Source organism: Pseudomonas sp. CFBP 13719 (genome assembly GCF_014842095.1).
In the GTDB taxonomy this organism is placed as follows: Bacteria; Pseudomonadota; Gammaproteobacteria; order Pseudomonadales; family Pseudomonadaceae; genus Aquipseudomonas.
Genome location: NZ_JACYVB010000003.1, coordinates 831,452 through 852,113 on the forward strand (window position 1 = coordinate 831,452; position 20,662 = coordinate 852,113).

At 63.7% G+C, this 20,662-nt stretch carries 14 protein-coding genes; 10 read left to right on the forward strand and 4 right to left on the reverse strand.

Annotated elements, in window-relative coordinates; translation table 11 throughout:
* Positions 1-6: 6 nt before the first annotated feature.
* Positions 7-1,563: a TerC family protein gene (locus IFT57_RS14145; protein ID WP_122715724.1), complete on the reverse strand. Its 1,557-nt coding sequence runs from the start codon at positions 1,561-1,563 to the stop codon at positions 7-9.
* Positions 1,564-1,934: 371 nt separating this feature from the next.
* Between IFT57_RS14145 and mexE the strand changes: the two genes are divergently transcribed.
* From mexE to IFT57_RS14165, 4 genes are all read left to right on the forward strand, one after another.
* On the forward strand, positions 1,935-3,164 hold the full coding sequence (mexE, locus tag IFT57_RS14150; RefSeq protein WP_122715847.1) for a multidrug efflux RND transporter periplasmic adaptor subunit MexE: 1,230 nt from the start codon (positions 1,935-1,937) through the stop codon (positions 3,162-3,164).
* A gap of 12 nt (positions 3,165-3,176) precedes the next feature.
* The gene (locus IFT57_RS14155) at positions 3,177-6,356 is read left to right on the forward strand and encodes an efflux RND transporter permease subunit (RefSeq protein ID WP_192151796.1); all 3,180 of its coding nucleotides are present in this window, start codon (positions 3,177-3,179) and stop codon (positions 6,354-6,356) included.
* Positions 6,353-7,765 carry an efflux transporter outer membrane subunit gene (locus IFT57_RS14160; RefSeq protein ID WP_192151797.1) on the forward strand — a complete coding sequence of 471 codons (1,413 nt, stop codon included), beginning with the start codon at positions 6,353-6,355 and terminating at the stop codon, positions 7,763-7,765. Before IFT57_RS14155 ends, IFT57_RS14160 begins: the two co-directional genes overlap by 4 nt.
* Before the next feature lie 145 nt (positions 7,766-7,910).
* On the forward strand, positions 7,911-8,480 hold the full coding sequence (locus IFT57_RS14165; RefSeq protein ID WP_192151798.1) for a GNAT family N-acetyltransferase: 570 nt from the start codon (positions 7,911-7,913) through the stop codon (positions 8,478-8,480).
* Positions 8,481-8,686: 206 nt separating this feature from the next.
* Here IFT57_RS14165 and IFT57_RS14170 read toward each other — a convergent pair whose 3' ends face one another.
* Positions 8,687-9,571 carry a LysR family transcriptional regulator gene (locus tag IFT57_RS14170; RefSeq protein WP_192151799.1) on the reverse strand — a complete coding sequence of 295 codons (885 nt, stop codon included), beginning with the start codon at positions 9,569-9,571 and terminating at the stop codon, positions 8,687-8,689.
* A 1,207-nt stretch (positions 9,572-10,778) separates the two neighbouring features.
* Between IFT57_RS14170 and egtB the strand changes: the two genes are divergently transcribed.
* Both egtB and ligD read left to right on the forward strand, forming a co-directional pair.
* The gene (gene egtB / locus IFT57_RS14175) at positions 10,779-12,926 is read left to right on the forward strand and encodes an ergothioneine biosynthesis protein EgtB (protein WP_192151800.1); all 2,148 of its coding nucleotides are present in this window, start codon (positions 10,779-10,781) and stop codon (positions 12,924-12,926) included.
* Positions 12,927-12,965: 39 nt separating this feature from the next.
* Complete coding sequence (gene ligD, locus IFT57_RS14180) at positions 12,966-15,554, forward strand: DNA ligase D (protein ID WP_192151801.1); 2,589 nt, start codon at positions 12,966-12,968, stop codon at positions 15,552-15,554.
* Between the two features lie 28 nt (positions 15,555-15,582).
* On the opposite strand, the gene uraH is transcribed toward ligD, so the two are convergent.
* Entirely contained in the window at positions 15,583-15,936 is a 354-nt protein-coding gene (gene uraH, locus IFT57_RS14185) for a hydroxyisourate hydrolase (RefSeq protein ID WP_122796415.1), read from the reverse strand.
* 328 nt (positions 15,937-16,264) lie between these two features.
* On the opposite strand from uraH, the gene puuE reads away from it, so the two are divergent.
* From puuE to IFT57_RS14205, 4 genes are all read left to right on the forward strand, one after another.
* Positions 16,265-17,194 (forward strand): allantoinase PuuE, encoded by a 930-nt coding sequence (puuE, locus tag IFT57_RS14190; protein WP_192151802.1) that lies wholly within the window; start codon positions 16,265-16,267, stop codon positions 17,192-17,194.
* Positions 17,191-17,706: a 2-oxo-4-hydroxy-4-carboxy-5-ureidoimidazoline decarboxylase gene (gene uraD / locus IFT57_RS14195; RefSeq protein ID WP_192151803.1), complete on the forward strand. Its 516-nt coding sequence runs from the start codon at positions 17,191-17,193 to the stop codon at positions 17,704-17,706. The genes puuE and uraD overlap by 4 nt, the downstream gene beginning before the upstream one ends.
* 69 nt (positions 17,707-17,775) lie before the next feature.
* Positions 17,776-18,771 carry an allantoicase gene (alc, locus tag IFT57_RS14200; protein ID WP_122715734.1) on the forward strand — a complete coding sequence of 332 codons (996 nt, stop codon included), beginning with the start codon at positions 17,776-17,778 and terminating at the stop codon, positions 18,769-18,771.
* A 73-nt stretch (positions 18,772-18,844) separates the two neighbouring features.
* On the forward strand, positions 18,845-19,348 hold the full coding sequence (locus tag IFT57_RS14205; RefSeq protein WP_122796411.1) for an ureidoglycolate lyase: 504 nt from the start codon (positions 18,845-18,847) through the stop codon (positions 19,346-19,348).
* Between the two features lie 110 nt (positions 19,349-19,458).
* Here IFT57_RS14205 and IFT57_RS14210 read toward each other — a convergent pair whose 3' ends face one another.
* Complete coding sequence (locus IFT57_RS14210) at positions 19,459-20,655, reverse strand: aminotransferase-like domain-containing protein (RefSeq protein WP_192151804.1); 1,197 nt, start codon at positions 20,653-20,655, stop codon at positions 19,459-19,461.
* Positions 20,656-20,662: the final 7 nt, after the last annotated feature.

Below are 20,662 nucleotides of genomic sequence, written 5' to 3' on the forward strand. Positions count from 1 at the left end.
GTTTCGCTACACCTCCAGCGCTTGCTTGCGCAGGAGCACCTGTTTGACCCGGCGCTCCTCCACGGTCAGCACGGTCAGGCTCCAGTGTTCCCATTGCAGCGTGTCGCCTTGCTTGGGCAAACGGTCGAGCAGACTCATGACCATGCCCGCCAGGGTCTGGTAGTCATTGGTCGGCGCTGCATCGAAGCCGATGCGCGTCTGCAGCTGCTTGAGGTCCAACGCTGCACTCACGCGATAGCCATCTTCCTGCTCGACGATATCGGGGGCCTGCACTTCGCTGGCGTCGGGCAGCTCGCCGGCAATCGACTCGAGAATGTCGGTCATGGTCAGAATGCCGATGAAGCCGCCGAACTCGTTGACCACGAAGGCAATGTGCGTGGACTGCGCACGCATCTGCTCCAGGGCGTTGAGAATGCTGAAGGTCTCGAGCAGGTTGATCGGCTGGCGCGCCAGGCTGGCCAGGTCCGGTGCGTCGCCCGCCAGCAGCTGCTTGAGCAACTCCTTCTTGTGCACGAAACCCAGCGGTTCATCCACTTGGCCTTGTGCGATCAATGGCAGGCGTGAGTAGGACGACTGCATCAAGGTCTGCTCGGTGACCTCGCGCGACGCACCCAGGTCCAGGCAATCCACTTGGGCACGCACGGTCATGATGCTGCGGATGGGTTTTTCGGCCAGGTTCAACACCCCGCTGATCATCACCCGCTCACGCCGATCGAACAGCGCTTCGCTCTGCTCCTGGCCCACCAGGTCTTCGATCTCCTCGTCCATGGCTTCGCTGGCCGGACGACGACCGCCCAGCAGGCGCAAGACGGCGTGGGCGGTACGTTCGCGCATCGGCCGATCCTGGTGCTTGTGCTTGCGCCGGGCCCGCGCGATCTGGTTGAACACCTCGATGAGAATCGAGAAACCGATCGCGGCGTAGAGATAACCCTTGGGAATGTGGAAGCCCAGGCCTTCGGCGGTCAGGGCGAAGCCGATCATCATCAAAAAGCCCAGGCACAGCATGATCACCGTCGGGTGGCTGTTGACGAAACGCGTCAGCGGCTTGCTGGCGATGATCATCAGGCCGATGGAGAAGATCACCGCGATCATCATGATCGACAATTCGTCCACCATGCCCACGGCGGTGATCACCGCATCCAGGGAGAACACGGCGTCCAGCACGACGATCTGCGCGACGATTGGCCAGAACAGGGCGTAGGTCTTGACGCCAGCGCGCTGCGCGACATGGCCTTCGAGCCTTTCATGCAGCTCCATGGTGGCCTTGAACAGCAGGAAGATACCGCCGAACAGCATGATCAGGTCGCGTCCGGAGAACGTCTTGCCGAACACCTCGAACAGCGGCTCGGTCAGCGTCACCATCCAGGAAATGCTGGCCAGCAGGCCCAGGCGCATGATCAACGCCAGCGACAGGCCGATCACCCGCGCGCGGTCACGCTGATGCGGCGGCAGCTTGTCGGCGAGAATCGCGATGAATACCAGATTGTCGATGCCCAGTACCAGTTCCAGGACGATCAGGGTCGCCAGGCCTAGCCAGGCCGTGGGGTCGGCTAGCCATTCCATGAAAGGGTACTCATCAGGCAGAAGGGGGGTATTGCGTGAAGCGCGGGACTGGGAGGTTCCGTGACGGGGTTCATAGAGGTCTTGAGTAGTTTCGGAATCTGATCCTACCGCCCGCCGTACTAATTCCTACAGCGAGAAAGTATTTCAAGGCTTGTACGGCTGTGCCTTGAGGGTCTGCCCTGCCGTCAGGTGCTGGAATGAATAAATCGTTAGCTAGCTTTGTATTTTTCCAGAAAATCAAGCACTTCCAGCGATGTTTATCATTCGCGATGATAGTTACCTTCGAACCATTCGATTCGTCGATTGTCACGTCTGCGCCGCATGATCCGCCCATCGTTGATGCTCCCTTACTTCACTTGGCGGATCTGCACATGCACCAGTCACTCACTCCGTTGCGTTTTCCGTTGGCGGCCCTTGCGCTGATGGTGATCGCGGCTTGCGGAAAAACACCCGATGTCGCTCAGGCGCCTGCTGCACCCAAGGTTACCGTGGCCCAGGTACTGGAACAGCCGGTCAATGAATGGGACGAGTTCACCGGGCGCCTGGAAGCACCGGAAACCGTTGAGATTCGCCCACGCGTGTCGGGCCAGATTGACCAGGTAGCCTTCACCGAGGGCGCCCTGGTGAACAAGGGCGACCTGCTGTTCCAGATCGATCCGCGGCCCTTCCAGGCCGAAGTGCGGCGCCTGGAAGCGCAGCTGCAACAGGCCCGCGCCAGTTCGGCGCGTAGCGACAACGAAGCGCAACGCGGCCAGCGCCTGCAGGCGAGCAACGCGATTTCCGCCGAGCTGGCCGAGACCCGTGCCACCGCGGCGCAGGAATCGCGCGCGGCGCTCGCCGGCATCCAGGCACAGCTTGACCTGGCCCGGCTGAACCTGAGCTTCACCCGCGTGACGGCGCCGATCTCCGGACGCGTCAGCCGTGCCGAAATAACCGCAGGCAACATCGTCACCGCCGACGTGACGCCGCTGACCAGCGTGGTTTCTACCGACAAGGTGTATGCCTACTTCGATGCCGACGAGCGCGTGTACCTCAAGTACACCCAGCTCGCCCGCCAGGGTCAGCGTGGCCAGACCACCCCGGTCTACCTGGGGCTGTCCAACGAGGCCGGCAACCCGCACCTGGGTCACATGAATTTCGTCGACAACCAGGTCAATCCCAAGACCGGCACCATTCGTGGTCGCGCCGTGTTCGACAACAAGGACGGCAGCTTCACCCCCGGCCTGTACGCACGGCTGAAACTGGTGGGCAGCGCCACCTATTCGGCAGTGCTGATCAAGGACGAGGCGGTGGGCACCGACCTGGGCAAGAAATTCGTGCTGGTGATGGATCAGGACAACAAGGCCGCCTACCGCAGCATCGAACTGGGGCCCAAGCTGGAGGGCCTGCGCATCGTGCGCAGTGGCCTGAACAAGGATGAGCGCATCGTCATCAATGGCCTGCAGCGCGTTCGCCCCGGTTCCCAGGTCGATCCCGAAGTCGCCCAGATGGCCAGCCCTGCCACCCTCGCCGCCCTGGCCGAACAGCGCCATGCCCTGGAAGCCAGCAACACGCCCGCTGCTGCGGTCAAGGTTGCCAGCGTTTCGACTCCACGCGGTTAAGAGATCACTGCGATGAACTTCTCTCAATTCTTCATCAAGCGGCCGATCTTCGCCGCCGTGCTGTCGCTGATCATTCTGATCGCCGGCGCCATCTCGCTGTTCCAGCTGCCGATAAGCGAGTACCCCGAAGTGGTCCCGCCGACCGTGGTGGTGCGTGCCAGCTTCCCCGGCGCCAACCCCAAGGTCATCGGTGAAACCGTGGCCGCGCCGCTCGAGCAGGCCATCACCGGTGTGGAGAACATGCTGTACATGTCCTCGCAGTCTACCGCCGACGGCAAGCTGACCTTGACCCTGACCTTCGCTTTGGGCACCGACCTGGACAATGCCCAGGTGCAGGTGCAGAACCGAGTGACGCGCACCCAACCCAAGCTGCCCGAAGAAGTCACGCGGATCGGCATCACCGTGGACAAGGCTTCACCGGACTTGACCATGGTGGTCCACCTGACCTCCCCCGACCAGCGCTACGACATGCTCTACCTGTCCAACTACGCGACCTTGAACATCAAGGACGAACTGGCCAGGCTCAATGGCATCGGCGACGTGCAGTTGTTCGGCATGGGCGACTATTCATTGCGCGTTTGGCTGGATCCTAACAAGACCGCTTCCCGCAACCTGACCGCTACCGACGTGGTCACCGCCATTCGCGAGCAGAACCGTCAGGTTGCCGCTGGCCAGCTGGGCGCGCCGCCTGCGCCCAACGCCACCAGTTTCCAGATGTCGGTCAACACCCAGGGTCGCCTGGTCACCGAAGAGGAATTCGAAAACATCGTCGTGCGCGCCGCCGACGATGGCGAAATCACCCGGCTCAAGGACATTGCCCGCGTGGAGCTGGGTTCCAGTCAGTACGCGTTGCGCTCGCTGCTGAACAATCAACCGGCGGTGGCCCTGCCGATCTTCCAGCGGCCTGGTTCCAATGCCATCGACGTGTCCAATCAGGTTCGGGCGAAAATGGCCGAACTCAAGCAATCGTTCCCTGAAGGCATGGACTACAGCATCGTCTACGACCCGACCATCTTCGTGCGAGGCTCGATCGAGGCGGTGGTGCACACCTTGTTCGAAGCGCTGATCCTGGTCGTGCTGGTGGTGATCCTGTTCCTGCAGACCTGGCGCGCCTCGATCATTCCGCTGGTCGCCGTGCCGGTGTCGCTGATCGGCACCTTCGCCGTCATGCACATGTTCGGCTTTTCACTTAACGCGTTGTCGCTGTTCGGACTGGTGCTGGCCATCGGTATAGTCGTGGACGACGCCATCGTGGTGGTGGAGAACGTCGAGCGCAACATCGAGCTGGGGCTGGAACCGGTGGCTGCGACCGAGCGGGCCATGCGCGAAGTGACCGGGCCGATCATCGCCACTGCGCTGGTGCTGTGTGCGGTGTTCGTGCCGGCGGCGTTCATCTCCGGGCTCACCGGGCAGTTCTACAAGCAGTTCGCCTTGACCATCGCCATTTCCACGGTCATTTCGGCGTTCAACTCGTTGACCCTGTCGCCAGCCCTGGCGGCCGTGCTGCTCAAGGCTCACGACGCACCGAAGGACCGTTTCTCCAGATTGCTCGACAAGCTGCTGGGTGGCTGGCTGTTCCGACCATTCAACCGCTTCTTCGAAAAGGCCAGCCATGGCTATGTCGGCACCGTGGCGCGGGTGATCCGCAGCAGTGGTATCGCCATGCTGTTGTATGCAGGGTTCATGGTGCTGACCTGGTTCGGTTTCGCCAACACCCCAACCGGTTTCGTACCCTCCCAGGACAAGCAGTACCTGGTGGCGTTCGCGCAGTTGCCGGACGCCGCCAGCCTGGACCGCACCGAAGATGTGATCAAGCGCATGTCGGACATTGCCTTGAAACAGCCGGGCGTGGAGAACGCCATTGCTTTCCCGGGCCTGTCGATCAACGGTTTCACCAACAGCCCGAACAACGGCATCGTGTTCGTCGCGCTCAAGGACTTCGATCAGCGCAAGGACGCCAGCCTGTCGGCCAATGCCATCGCTGCCGAGCTCAACGGCAAGTTCGCCGGTATCCAGGACGCCTACATGGCGATCTTCCCACCGCCGCCGGTGATGGGCCTGGGCACCATCGGTGGATTCCGCCTGCAGGTCCAGGATCGCGGCAACCTGGGCTATGACGAGTTGTACAAGCAGACCCAGAACATCATCGCCAAGAGCCGCAGCGTGCCGGAACTGGCCGGGCTGTTCACCAGCTACACGGTGAACGTGCCGCAGGTGGATGCCTCGATCGATCGGGAAAAGGCCAAGACCCATGGGGTGGCCATCAGCGATATCTTCGACACCTTGCAGGTGTACCTGGGCTCGCTGTACGCCAACGACTTCAACCGCTTCGGGCGCACCTATCAGGTCAATGTCCAGGCCGAGCAGCAGTTCCGCCTGGAGGCCGAGCAGATCGGCCAGCTCAAGGTGCGCAACGACCGCGGCGAGATGATCCCGCTGGCCACGTTCATCAAGGTCAGCGACACCGCAGGGCCTGATCGCGTGATGCACTACAACGGCTTCGTCACGGCGGAAATCAACGGCGCTGCCGCACCGGGCTACAGTTCGGGTCAGGCCCAGGCAGCCGTGGAGAAACTGCTCAAGGACGAACTGCCCAACGGCATGGCCTACGAATGGACCGAGCTGACCTATCAGCAGATTCTGGCAGGCAACACCGCGCTGTTCGTGTTCCCGCTGTGCGTGCTGCTGGCCTTCCTGGTGCTGGCGGCGCAGTACGAAAGCTGGAGCCTGCCACTGGCAGTGATCCTGATCGTGCCCATGACCCTGCTCTCGGCGATTGCCGGGGTGATGATCGCGGGCAGCGACAACAATATCTTCACCCAGATCGGCCTCATCGTGCTGGTCGGACTGGCGTGCAAGAACGCGATCCTGATCGTCGAATTCGCCAAGGACAAGCAGGAGGAAGGCCTCGACCCGCTGGCCGCCGTGCTGGAGGCGTGCCGCTTGCGGCTGCGGCCGATCCTGATGACCTCGTTCGCTTTCATCATGGGCGTGGTGCCGCTGGTGCTGTCGTCCGGCGCCGGTGCCGAGATGCGCCATGCCATGGGTGTAGCGGTGTTCTCCGGCATGTTGGGGGTGACCTTCTTCGGCCTGCTGCTGACCCCGGTGTTCTTCGTACTGATCCGTCGCCATGTCGAGCGTCGCCAGGCCCGCAAGGCAGACCGCGCGCTCAAGCTTGAGGTACAACCATGAATCGCTTGAAACCCCTTCTGCCCAGCCTGCTGGTGATGGCCCTGGCCGCGTGTGCGGTGGGCCCTGACTACCGCGCGCCGCAGGAGCTGGATGCGTCCGTGGCGGCCGCCCAGGATGCGCGTTACTACCGCGCCGAGCAGTTCGATGCCGTGTGGTGGCAGCAATTCGACGACCCGACGCTCAATCGCCTGGTCAACGAATCGCTGCAGGGCAACCGCGAGCTGCGCGTGGCCTTCGCCCGTCTCAAGGCGTCGCGGGCGATCCGCGACGACGTGGCCAACGACCGCTTCCCGGTGGTGACCAGCCGCGCCAGCAGCGAGATCGGCAAGAGCCAGATACCGGGCCAGACCAACGACCGGGTCAATACCGAGCGCTACGACCTGGGCATGGACATGGCCTGGGAAGTCGACCTGTTCGGGCGCATCCAGCGTCAGTTGGAAGTCAGTGATGCCCAGCAGGGTGAAGCCGCGGCCAACCTGCAGCAGTTGCAGGTGACGTTGATCGCCGACCTGGTGGACGCCTACGGACAACTGCGCGGCGCTCAGTTGCGCGAGAAGATCGCCCTGGCCAACCTGAAGAACCAGCAGGATTCGCGCGGCATCACCCGCAGCCTGGAGGAAGCCGGCGTCGGCAATCAACTGGACGTGGTGCGTGCCGATGCACGCCTGGCCGCGGTCGAAGCGACCGTGCCGCAGCTGCAGGCCGAGCAAGTGCGGGCACGCAACCGCATCGCCACCTTGCTCGGTCAGCGCCCCGATCAACTCAGCGTGGACCTGAGCCCAGCGCAGCTGCCGGCCATTGCCAAGGCGCTGCCGATCGGTGATCCGACCCAGTTGCTGCGCCGTCGTCCGGACATTCGCAGTGCCGAACGCCGACTGGCAGCCGCCACCGCACAGATCGGCGTGGCCACGGCCGACCTCTTCCCACGGGTCAGCCTCAGCGGTTTCCTCGGTTTCACCGCGGCCCGTGGTTCGCAGATCGGTTCGTCGGCGGCCAACGCCTGGGGCCTGGGGCCGAGCATCACCTGGGCAGCTTTCGATCTGGGCAGCGTGCGCGCGCAGATTCGTGCGGCCGACGCCGATGCCGAAGGCGCGCTGGCCAGCTACGAGCAGGATGTGTTGCTGGCGCTGGAAGAATCGGAAAACGCCTTCAGTGACTACGGCAAGCGCCAGCAGCGTCTGCAGGCCCTGATGCGCCAGAGCGACTCCAGCCGCGCTGCGGCGTCGCTGGCGTCGATCCAGTACCGCGAAGGCACAGCCGATTACCTGGTGCTGCTCGATGCCGAGCGCGAGCGCTTGAGCGCCGAAGACGCCCAGGCGCAGGGCGAAACCGAGTTGTACCGCGGCATCGTGGCGATCTACAAGGCACTGGGCGGTGGCTGGCAGCCAGACACACTGGCACGCCTGTAGCCTGGGAAGGCGCCTGTCGCGCGGGAAAAACGTCAGCGGCCGATGGTAGGATAGGCGCCATCCAGGCACCTCGGGGGCCGCTGTCGGGCATCTCTGCCTGGCGGCGGCCTGCGGTGGGCCGACCCCGATCCGCAGCGAGCGCCCCATGATCAGCATCCGCCCCATGACTCCCTCCGATTTCGAACGTTTCTGGCCCACCTTCAATGCGGTGGTCCAGGGTCAGCAGACCTACGCCTACGATCCGGCCATGACCCGCGAGGCCGCCGAGCACACCTGGCTGCAACTGCCCTTGCATACCTTCGTTGCCGAGGATGAACAAGGCCAGCTGTTGGGCAGCTACTACCTCAAGGCCAATGCCGCAGGCCCCGGCAATCATGTGTGCAACTGCGGCTACATGGTCACCGAGGCGGCGCGCGGTCGTGGCGTGGCGCGGCTGATGTGCGAGCACTCGCAGCAAGTGGCTCGCGACAGCGGTTTCCTGGCCATGCAGTTCAATTCGGTGGTAGCCAGCAACGAAGTGGCGGTGGCCCTGTGGCACAAGCTGGGGTTCGAAACCGTCGGGCGCCTGCCGCGGGCTTATCGGCATGCGCAGCACGGGCTGGTGGATTGCCTGGTGATGTACAAGTGGCTGGCCGAGGAGACTGCGCCGCCGACCCGGTTGATCGGCCGCAAGAACATCGAGTCGGTGGTGTCGCGGCCGCGGCGCGCGCGGTGAACCGTTACCTGCATCACGGAAGTCGATGATGGCTATCGAAAAACGGAATTTTTCTTCAGGGCGTGGGATCAGCAGTATAGGCCCCTGACTACCCCCAAGGATTTCGTACCGATGAATATCAACCTGACTCTGTGCTGCATGATCGTCGTTTCATTCGGTATCGCATTGAGCCACGTCTGATCTTGCGCACGGGCGTGACGCAGGCCTCAAAGATTGCCCAAATGCTCGCGCAGGAACTCGATCAATACCTGCACTGGCCGTGATGTCTGTCGATGCTGCGGATACACCGCCGAAAGGGCCAGCGGCTCGGTGACGAAGTCATCGAGTACGGTCTGCAACTGTCCCGAGCTGATCGCCTGCTGGACGATGAACCGAGGCAGGTAGGCGATACCCATGCCGGCCACGGCAGCCTCGCAGAGCAGTTCGCCGTTGTTGGCACGCAGGCGCCCGCCCACACCGATCACCAATGGCTTGCCGTCCACCTGGAAGCGCCACTGTACCTGCCGCGCATGACCGTAGGGCAGGCAGTCGTGGGCTGCCAATTCCTGGGGGGTGTCCGGAATGCCGCGTGCGGCCAGGTAGTCGGGACTTGCACAGTAGACACGAGCGATGGAGGCAATGCGCCGGGCGATCAGCGATGAGTCTTCCAGCACGCCGATACGCAGGACCAGATCGTAGCCTTCACCGAGCAGGTCGACCGGGCGGTCGTTGAGATCCATTTCGACCTGGACCTGGGGATAGCGTTGGAGGAATCGAGGCATCAGCACGCTGAGTTGCGCCATGGCGAACGACAATGGCGCACTCACTCGCAAGATGCCACGCGGTTCGGCAGCCTGCCCTGCTATCCCCTGCTCGATCTGTTCCACTTCGGCCAGCAGGCGCACGGCCGAGTCGTAATAGCTCTGGCCCAGCGCAGTCACATCGAGGCGCCGTGTAGAGCGATTGAGCAAGCGCGCGCCGAGACGGCTTTCGAGTTGCATCAAGCGACGACTGATGTACTGCTTGGAAATCCCCAACTGCTCGGCAGCGGCGGTGAAGCTGCGCGATTCCAGCACCTGGACGAACAGCCGCATGTCTTCGAAAGCGTTCATCGTCACTCCTTGGTTGACAATGCATTGTGGGACAGCCTTCCGGCTCTCACAACCGGCCGCAACCTTTCTCCCGTGGGAGCGGTCCTCGGCCGCGAAAGGGGCACCGCGGATTGGCTGATCCACCGCGGCGCCTGGTTCGCGGCCACGGACCGCTCCTACAGCGGAGGTTGCATCCCGTAGGGGCGGTCATCGGCCGCGAAAGGGGCACCTCGAATGGGCTGGTCCACCGCGGCGTCTGGTTCGCGGCCACGGACCGCTCCTACAGCGGAGATTGCATCCCGTAGCAGCGGTCATCGGCCGAGAAAAGGGCACGGCGGATTGGCTGGTCCACCGCGGCGTCTGGTTCGCGGCCACGGACCGCTCCTACAGCGGAGGTTGCATCCCGTGGGAACGGTCATCGGCCGCGAAAGGGGCACCGCGGATTGGCTGGTCCACCGCGGCGTCTGGTTCGCGGCCACGGACCGCTCCTACAGCGGAGATTGCATCCCGTAGCAGCGGTCATCGGCCGAGAAAAGGGCACGGCGGATTGGCTGGTCCACCGCGGCGTCTGGTTCGCGGCCACGGACCGCTCCTACAGCGGAGATTGCATCCCGTAGCAGCGGTCATCGGCCGCGAAAGGGGCACCGCGGATTGGCTGATCCACCGCGGCGCCTGGTTCGCGGCCACGGACCGCTCCTACAGCGGAGGTTGCATCCCGTAGGGGCGGTCATCGGCCGCGAAAGGGGCACCTCGAATGGGCTGGTCCACCGCGGCGTCTGGTTCGCGGCCACGGACCGCTCCTACAGCGGAGATTGCATCCCGTAGCAGCGGTCATCGGCCGCGAAAGGGGCACCGCGGATTGGCTGATCCACCGCGGCGCCTGGTTCGCGGCCACGGACCGCTCCTACAGCGGAGGTTGCATCCCGTAGGAGCGGTCATCGGCCGCGAAAAGGGCACCGCGGATTGGCTGGTCCACTGCGGCGTCCGGTTCGCGGCCACGGACCGCTCCTACAGCGGAGGTTGCATCCCGTAGCAGCGGTCATTGGCCGCGAAAGGGGCACGGCGGATGGGGTTTTCGATGAGCGGGCGAACCTGCCGGGGGTTGCACAGTCACACCCTTTAGCCCGTCGTTGAAGCCCAACGGCGGTCGTGCGGAAAGCGATAGAAAAGCGCTCCCGCGCCCGTTTCCCATCGTCGCCATCGACGGAGCCGTCGGAGCAGCCTCTTGATGAATAGTCTTTCCCAGCACGCCGTGCCCGTCATTCCCCTGCACGACCTGCTGCAACGCTTCAACCAGGTGCGTCGCCACAGCGAACACCTGGCCAGCCCGCTCAGCGCCGAAGACATGGGCGCGCAATCGATGCCCGATGCGAGCCCGGCCAAGTGGCACCTGGCGCACACCACCTGGTTCTTCGAGACGTTTCTGCTGGCCGAACAACTGCCGCACTACACGCCCTTCGACCCCGATTTCTGTTACCTCTTCAACTCCTATTACGAAGCCGTCGGACCGCGCCAGCCACGTCCACAACGTGGCCTGATGACGCGTCCGGGACTGGACCGAGTACGCGCCTACCGCGCCCATGTCGACCAGCATATGCAAGACCTGTTGAGCGGCGACCTTGCGCCTGAAGTGCAGGCGTTGATCGAACTGGGCCTGTCCCACGAGCAACAGCACCAGGAACTGTTGCTGATGGACATCCTGCACTTGTTCAGCCTGTCTGCGCTCAAACCGGCCTACGACCCGGCATGGCCCGTCGACGCAAGCGGCCAGCGTGGTCGGTTCATCGGCCATGCCGGCGGATTGGTGGAGATCGGTCACGCCGGCGACGGCTTCGCCTTCGACAATGAAGGCCCGCGGCACAAGGTATTCGCCCAGACGTTCGAGATCGCCGATCGCCTCGTCACCAACGGTGAGTGGCTGGAATTCGTCGAAGCCGGCGGCTACACCCAGGCAGGGCTGTGGCTGGCCGACGGCTGGGCGACGGTGCAGGGCGAAGGCTGGCATGCGCCGTTCTACTGGCAGCAGGACAACGCCGGCAACTGGCTGGAGATGAGCCTGCGCGGGCTGCAACCCCTGCAACTCGACGCCCCCGTGGTGCACATCAGCTACTACGAAGCGGCAGCCTTCGCCCAATGGGCCGGCGCGCGCCTGCCCACCGAAGCGGAATGGGAAATTGCCGCTGGCACCGGGCAGCTGCAGCAGCTCGACGATGTGGCCTGGCAATGGACGCAAAGTGCCTACAGCGCCTACCCCGGTTTTCAGCCAGCGGTCAGCGCAGTGGGTGAATACAACGGCAAGTTCATGATCAACCAGATGGTGCTGCGCGGTGGCGCCAGCATCACTCCGGTGGGCCATACGCGGCCTACCTACCGCAACTTTTTTGGGCCTGCCTGCCGCTGGATGTTCTCGGGCCTGCGCCTGGCCCGCGACGTCACGCCGTACAGCGCAAGAAACGATGGCAGCGACGAATTCGCCCGCGATGCAGTGACCGGGCTGTCGGCGCCACAGAAGTCGATTTCGCCGAAGTATTTCTACGATACCCAGGGCTCGCAGCTGTTCGAAGCCATCTGCACCTTGCCCGAGTACTATCCAACACGTGCGGAAACGGCCCTGCTCACCGAAATCGCACCGCAGCTCGCCGCATTGATCGCCGTAGATGCCGCCCTGGTCGAATTCGGCGCCGGTGCCTGCGACAAGGTACGGCTGTTGCTGGATGCCGTGCCGCAGATCGGCCTGTACGTACCGATCGATATCTGCAGCAACGCGCTGGAGCGCGCCGGCGCCCAGTTGCGCCAGCGCTACCCTGCCCTGCGTATCGCCCCGCTGGTCGATGATTTCACGCGTGCCCTGCACCTGCCGGAGGAAACCCGTGGCCATCCGCGCGTGGGCTTCTTCCCGGGGTCGACGCTGGGCAACTTCACCCGCCCGCAAGCCGTACGCTTTCTGCGTTCGGCCCGCGAGCTGCTGGGGCGCGATGCGCGTTTCATCATCGGGGTCGACATGGTCAAGGACATCGCTACGCTGGAGGCTGCCTACGATGACGCTGCCGGGGTTACGGCACGCTTCAACAAGAACCTGCTGACGCGCATGAATCGCGAGCTCGACGCCGACTTCGACGAACAGGCCTTCGACCATTTGGCGCTATGGAACCCCGACTACGAACGGATCGAAATGCACCTGGTCAGCCGCAAGGCGCAACAGGTCCGTGTGGCGGGACGCACGTTCGCCTTCAAGGCGGGCGAACGGCTGCACACCGAGAACTCGCACAAGTTCACCGTGCAATCCTTTACCGAACTGGCCGCTGCGGCCGGCTGGGAAGTCAGCGATCAATGGATCGGAGAGGCGCCGCAGGTGGCGCTGTTCTGTCTGCGCTGACAGCCCTGCAGCGCAAGCGCATCATGAGTGAGGAACGCCATGAGCAAGGCACTGGAGGAGTACAACCGCAAGCGTGATTTCGATGCTACCCCGGAGCCTTCGGGCGGCAGAAGCAGCGGCAAGCGCGGCAAGGCCGCGCAGGCCTTGCAGTTCTGCATCCAGAAGCATGATGCCAGCCACTTGCACTACGACTTTCGCCTGGAACTCGATGGCACCCTGAAAAGCTGGGCGGTGCCCAAGGGTCCATCGCTGGACCCAAACGCTCGACGCCTGGCCGTGCATGTCGAAGACCACCCGCTGGATTACGCCAGCTTCGAAGGCAACATTCCCGAGGGGCACTACGGCGCCGGAGACGTGATCGTCTGGGACCGCGGCACCTGGATCCCCGAGGGCGACCCTCGCCAGGGCTATGAAAAGGGCAAGCTCAAGTTCGTGCTGCAGGGCGAGAAATTGGCTGGCGCGTGGAACCTGGTCAAGACCCATATGCCTGGCAAGCGTGAGCAGTGGTTCCTGATAAAGTCCAAGGACGAGGCCGCGCGTCCCTCGGCCGAATACGATGTGCTGGAGGCCCAGCCCGACAGCGTCCTCAGCGAGCGCACTCTGGTTCCGCGCAAGCACAAAAGCAAAGGATCGACCAGAACAGCCAGCAAATCCATGGCCAAACCGACTGCCAAGCCCAGGGCCACTGGCAAAGGTGTGCAGCTGCAAGGCGCACGCGCCGCTGCGTTGCCGGCCAGCCTCAAGCCCGAGCTGGCGACCTTGGTGGACACCGCCCCGGACGGTGACTGGCGCTACGAGATCAAGTTCGACGGTTACCGTATCGTTGCGCGCATCGAAGACGCCGAGGTCAGGCTGTTCACGCGCAACGGGCACGACTGGACCGCCAAGATGCCGCGCCAGGCCAAGGCACTTGCAGCCCTGGGCTTGCAGTCGGCCTGGCTGGACGGTGAAGTGGTCGTGACCAACGAACAAGGCGTGCCGGATTTCCAGGCCTTACAGAACGCCTTCGAGCAGCAACACAGCGGTGACATCGTCTTCTACCTGTTCGACCTGCCCTACCTCAACGGCATGGATCTGCGCGAAGTCCCTGTCGAGCAGCGCCGCAGTGCCTTGGCCAAGGTACTGGAAGCCAACGAGGACGATGCCCTGAAATTCTCCGACGACTTCGCCGACTCGGCCGAGTCGCTGCTCGCCAGCGCATGCCAGATGAACATGGAAGGACTGATCGGCAAGCGTGTCGGCAGCCCCTATGTGTCGCGGCGCAGCAGTGACTGGATCAAGCTCAAGTGCAAGCGCCGCCAGGAGTTCATCATCGTCGGTTACACCGAGCCCAAGGGCAGCCGCAGCGCATTCGGCGCCTTGCTGCTGGGTCTGCATGACGCCGACAGCGGCGAGTTGCGCTATGCCGGCAAGGTCGGCACCGGCTTCAGTGAAGCCACGCTGCGAACCCTGCTGACGCAGTTGCAGCCGCTGGAAACCGACGACCCGGCGCTCAGCAATCCACCCAAGGGCGCCGACGCACGGGGCGTGCATTGGTTGCAGCCGACTCTCGTGGCTGAAGTGGCGTATGCCGAAATGACCCGTGACGGCGCCGTCCGTCATGCGGTTTTTCATGGATTGCGCAGCGACAAGCCCGCCAGCAACATCACGTCGGAGGCGCCCGCTGCGAAAATCAGCGCGCCCACCCAACCGGTGAAGCCGAAGAAGACACCTCGCAAGGCGGCTACCAAAGCAGACGACGCGGACCTGGTCGGTCAGGTGCGCATCACCCACCCGGAACGGGTGATCGATGCCACCAGCGGTACCACCAAGATGCAACTGGCCGAATACTACGGACGCATTTCACCCTGGTTGCTGCCGCACCTCAAGCAGCGTCCGGTGGCGCTGGTACGAGCGCCCGACGGGGTGGGCGGCGAACTGTTCTTCCAGAAGCACGCAGGCCATCTGGCGATCCCGCACATCGTCACCTTCGACAAGGAAGAGGCAGGCCAGGCCGCCATGGTCATCAACGACGGCCAGGCACTGCTCGGCGCGGTGCAGATGGGCACGCTGGAGCTGCACACCTGGAACGCGACCACCAAGGATTTCGAACATCCGGACCGGTTCGTGCTCGACCTGGACCCCGATCCAGCCCTGCCCTGGAAAAGCATGGTCGAAGCCACCCAATTGACCCAGACCCTGCTCGACGAACTGGGCCTCGCATCGTTTCTCAAGACCAGCGGCGGCAAAGGCATGCACGTGGTGGTGCCGATCACCCGCAAGCTGGGTTGGGACGAGGTCAAGGCATTCAGCCGCGCCGTGGTCGAGCACATGGCCAGGCTGATGCCGGAGCGCTTCAGCGCCGTGTCCGGCCCGAAAAATCGTGTCGGAAAGATCTTCATCGACTACCTGCGCAATGGCCTCGGCGCGACCACGGCCTGCGCCTACGCCGCACGGGCGCGTGACGGCTTGCCGGTTTCGGTGCCGGTCAGCCGTGACGAGGTAGCGCAGATCAAGGGAGGCGACCATTGGAACATCGACAGTGTGCTCGAACGCCTGGCAGAGATGGATGAAGATCCGTGGGCGGATTTTTTCACCACCCGCCAGAGCATCACCGTGGCGATGCGCAGGAAGCTCGGGCTCAAATGAGCGCACACCGGCCTGGCCACTGAGTTAATCAGCTGCCGCGGTAGGTGGAGTAGCTGTAGGGTGAAAGCAGCAGCGGCACATGGTAGTGCGCCTGGCTGGCGTCGATGCCGAAGCGCAGCACGATCTCGTCGAGAAAGGCCGGCGCCGCCATGGGCGTGCCACGGGCACGGTAATAGTCGCCGCCAGCAAAGTGCAGCTGGTACACCCCCGAACGATAATGCTCGCCTTCCAGCAAGGGCACGTCACAGCGGCCGTCGGCATTGGTCACGGCCGTTGCCAGCAGTTGCAGCTGCTCGCCCTCGACCCGGTACAGGCGCACCTGGATGGCGTTACCAGGGCACCCATGTGCGGTGTCCAATACATGTGTGGTCAAGCGTCCCATGGTCGATGTTCACCTGATGAAGGGGTGCTTCCAGCGCGCACCGTGGTAGAGCGGGAACGTGCGACTCGCGCCGAAACGGGGCATGGCGCGTAGCACATTGCAAAGGAGCCGAGCCAAAAACCCCGAAAGATCCTTATTGCTGACCGACCGGGCAGGTTTTTTGCAAGACTCTGGGCAAGTGCTTCTGCAAGGATGAAGCCATCTACCCGTCAGTGATGCGAGCTTACAAATTGCCCATGCCGATGTATACACTCCATTCAAGCGCGACGCGGCCCCTTCTCGGGTACGTCGTCGAGCCCGTTCTGCCACGTACAGAAGGAAGCCTGCGGTGAGCCCCGACTACCCCCGCGACCTGATCGGCTACGGTGACACCCCCCCTCATCCACATTGGCCGGGCAACGCCCGCATTGCAGTGTCGTTCGTGCTCAACTATGAAGAAGGCGGCGAACGTAACGTGCTGCATGGCGACAGCGAGTCCGAGGCGTTCCTGTCGGAAATGGTCGCAGCTCAACCGTTGCAGGGCCAGCGCAACATGAGCATGGAATCGCTCTATGAATACGGCAGCCGCGCCGGCGTATGGCGGGTGCTCAAGCTGTTTCGCCAGGCCGGTATTCCCTTGACCGTCTTTGCCGTGGCCATGGCCGCGCAGCGCCACCCTGAGGCCATTCGGGCCATGGTCGCCGATGGCCATGAAATCTGCAGCCACGGCTATCGCTGGATCGACTACCAGAACGTCGATGAAGCGCAGGAGCGCGAACACCTGCTCGAAGCCATCCGCATCCTCACCGACATCACTGGCCAGCGACCGCTGGGCTGGTACACCGGTCGCACCGGCCCCAATACCCGGCGCCTGGTAATGGAAGAAGGCGGTTTTCTCTACGACAGCGACGCCTACGACGACGACCTGCCCTACTGGCAACCGGGCAGCGATGCGCGCCATGGGCATCTGGTGATCCCCTACACGCTGGACACCAACGACATGCGCTTCACCCAGGTACAGGGCTTCAACAAGGGCGACGACTTCTTCGACTACCTCAAAGACGCCTTCGACGTGCTGTACGCCGAAGGCGCGGACGCGCCGAAGATGCTCTCGATAGGCCTGCACTGTCGCCTGATCGGCCGCCCGGGACGCCTGGCGTCGCTCAAGCGCTTCATTGACTATGTCCAGGCCCATGAGCAGGTGTGGTGCGCGCGGCGTGTGGACATCGCCCGTCACTGGCAAAACGTTCATCCCTACCCAGGCAGCCTTCGCCCATGAGCCACTTCCGTACCCTGCAACCCTCACGGCTGAGCCGCGCCGATTTCATCGCCGCGTTCGGTGACATCTACGAGCACTCGCCCTGGGTCGCCCAGCAGGCCTTCGACCGCTTGCCAGTGGAGCGGCGCGACGATATCGAGGCGGTGCACGCCTGCATGGGCCAGGTGGTGGCCGACGCCGACCGTGCCAGGCTGATGGCATTGATCAATGCGCACCCCGATCTGGCCGGCAAGGCTGCGGTACAGGGCCAGCTTACCGCTGCCAGCACCCAGGAGCAGGCTGGTGCCGGCATCAGTCAATGCACCGCCGAGGAGTTTCAGCGCTTCACCGAGCTCAACGACGCGTACCGACTCCGTTTTGGCTTTCCGTTCATCATGGCGGTCAAGGGCAGCGACCGGCAGCAGATCCTGGCGGCGTTCGAGATACGTATCGGCCATTCTCCCGAGGACGAATTCAGCTGTGCATTGCGCGAAATCGACAAGATTGCGCTGTTTCGCCTGCAAGCGCTGTAACCGCTGCAGCCATGCCATCGCGCCCGGCGCGATTTTCATCTCACCACCGTTCAAGGCAGACCCGCATTCATGAAAGCCTACGCCGCACCGTTTCAGAAATACGTCAACCTGGCGGATGCCCGCCTCGGTACCCGCGCCATTTCGGTGACCGATGATTGGTTTGCCGACGTCAACCGGTTGTTCCAGCCCACCCCGGCGGTGTGGAAGGAAGGCGTGTTCGACGACAACGGCAAGTGGATGGATGGCTGGGAATCGCGGCGCAAGCGCTTCGAAGGCTATGACACGGCGGTGATCCGCCTGGGCGCGCCGGGCTCGATCAAGGGCGTGGATATCGACACATCGTTCTTCACCGGCAACTTCCCTCCTTCGGCGTCACTGGAAGCGTGCTTCATCAGCGAAGGCGAACCCGACGAGCAGACGCAGTGGGTCGAGATCCTCGGCGCGGTGGAACTGCAGGGCAACAGCCATCACTACCACGGCATCGACAACGACAGCGCCTTCAGCCATCTGCGCTTCAACATCTACCCGGACGGCGGCGTGGCGCGCCTGCGCGTGTATGGCGTACCGTTCCGCAGCTGGTCGAGCGTCAGCGACGAGGAGCCGCTCGACCTGGCCAGCGCGCTCAACGGTGGACGCGCACTGGCCTGCTCGGACGAGCACTATGGCAGCATGAGCAACCTGCTCAATCCCGGCCGCGGGGTCAACATGGGCGATGGCTGGGAAACCGCAAGGCGGCGCACGCCAGGCAATGACTGGGTCATCGTGGCCTTGGGTCATGCCGGGGTGGTGCAGCAGGTGGTGGTCGATACCTTGCACTTCAAGGGCAACTACCCCGACAGTTGCTCGATCCAGGGCGCGTTCGTCAAAGGCGGCACCGACAGCCAGATCGAGACCCAGAGCCTGTTCTGGCGCGAGCTGCTACCCAGCCAGAAACTGCAGATGCACCAGGAACACAGCTTCGCCGAACAGATCAAGGCACTGGGGCCGATCACTCATATCCGCCTGAACGTTTTCCCCGACGGGGGTGTAAGCCGCCTGCGCGTACTGGGCACGCTGGCCAGATAGCCGGATCGGTATCCGTTCGCCTGCCTGGGTGGATCGACCACCCAGGCAGCGTCAATTAACGACAAGGCCCTTCATGCGTACATTAACGATCGAACCCCTGAGCAAAGCCGCGTTTGCCCCCTTCGGCGATGTGATCGAAACCCAGGGCAGCGCGCACTTCCTGATCAACAACGGCTCCACGCAACGCTTCGATCGCCTGGCGGACGTGCAGCTTGGCACTGCGCAGGATCAGGCCGTGATCAGCATCTTTCGCGCCCAGACCCTGCCGATGCCGCTGACCGTGCGCATGCTGGAACGTCACCCGCTGGGCAGCCAGGCGTTCATCCCGTTGCAGGGCAAGGCGTTTCTCATCGTGGTCGCCCCGGCCGGTGAGGTGCCGCACAGTGAAGCGGTGCGGGCTTTTCGTAGCGACGGGCATCAGGGCATCAACTACCATCAGGGCGTCTGGCACCATCCGATATTGGCCCTGGCCGATGGCGATGACTTTCTGGTGGTGGACCGTAAAGGCCCTGGCAATAACTGCGACGAGTTCTTCTTCGAGGAGCGCGATTTATTGTCCCTGGATCCATCACGGTAATTCTTGCCACGCAGGGCTCGGCATGTCTGTAGCAGCGGCGCGAGCCGCGTCCGGCGTCTACGGGTTGTTTCAGATAGACCACAGCGCCGGTGACGCGGCTTGCGCCGCTGCTACAGGAAGGCGCGGCGCAGGCGTTCGAGGCCTTCGTCGATGTCGGCAAGCCCCGGTGCGGCGAACGAAAGGCGAATACTGCTCGGGTCAGGGTCGTGTGCATAGAACGCGCTGCCCGGCACGAACAGCACCTTCTGCTCGATCGCACGCGGCAGCAGCGCCTTGGCGTCCAGCCCGTGACGGCAGCGGCCCCAGACGAACATTCCCCCTGCAGGCGCGCTGACCTCCAGGTATTCCGTCAGCGGCTGCAACCCTGCCAGCATCCGCTCGCATTTCTGCCGGTAGCCCTCGGCCAGGCCCGGCAAGGCCCGCTCCAAAGCCCCTGCCGCGAGGTAATTGGCCGCGATGCGCTGTGCCCAGGGCGAGGTGCACAGGTCCACGGTCTGCTTGGCCACCAGGCAGCGCTGGCGGATGGCCGCAGGTGCCACCATCCAGCCCACCCGCAGCCCCGGTGCCAGTACCTTGGACAGACTGGACAGGTGGATCACCCTGCCCTCGGCGCCCTCGACCTGCCGACTCAGCGCCAGCAACGACGGCACGTCCTCACCGGCGAAACGCAACGCACCGTAGGGATCATCTTCGACCAGCAGAAAATCGTGCGCGACCGCCAGCTTCAGCAGCGCCATGCGCCGCGCCAACGGCAGGCAGGCGCCGGTAGGGTTGGCGAAGGTCGGCACGCAATAGAGCATGGCCACATCGCCAGGCGTACGCTGGGCCAGCTGTTGCGCCAACGCGTCGGTGTCCAGGCCGTTGGCATCGGTCGCCGCACTGAGCACCTGCGCCCCGGCCAGGCGCAACGCCTGCAGCGCTGCAGGATAGGTCGGGCATTCCACCAACACCGTGGCGCCGGGTGCCAGCAACACTTTGAGCAACAAGTCGAAGCCTTGCTGCGAGCCGGTTGTCACCACCATGTCCTCGGCCTTCACCACGGCACCGCGCCGCGCCATCAGCTCCACCAGTTGCTCGAGCAGGGCCGGCAGGCCTTCGGTGGCGGCGTATTGCAGGCAGTCCAGAGGCGTCTCGCGCATTGCCTGGTCTGCCGCGTCACGCAGGCCGGACTGGTCGAAGAACGTCGAGGCCGGATAGCCGCCGGCGAAGGAAATCATGCCCGGCAGCGAGAGGTACTTGAACAGCTCGCGTATGGCCGAGCCCGTAGGGTTTTCGAAGGCTGGGGTGAAACGGTAGTCCAGGGCCATGACAGTG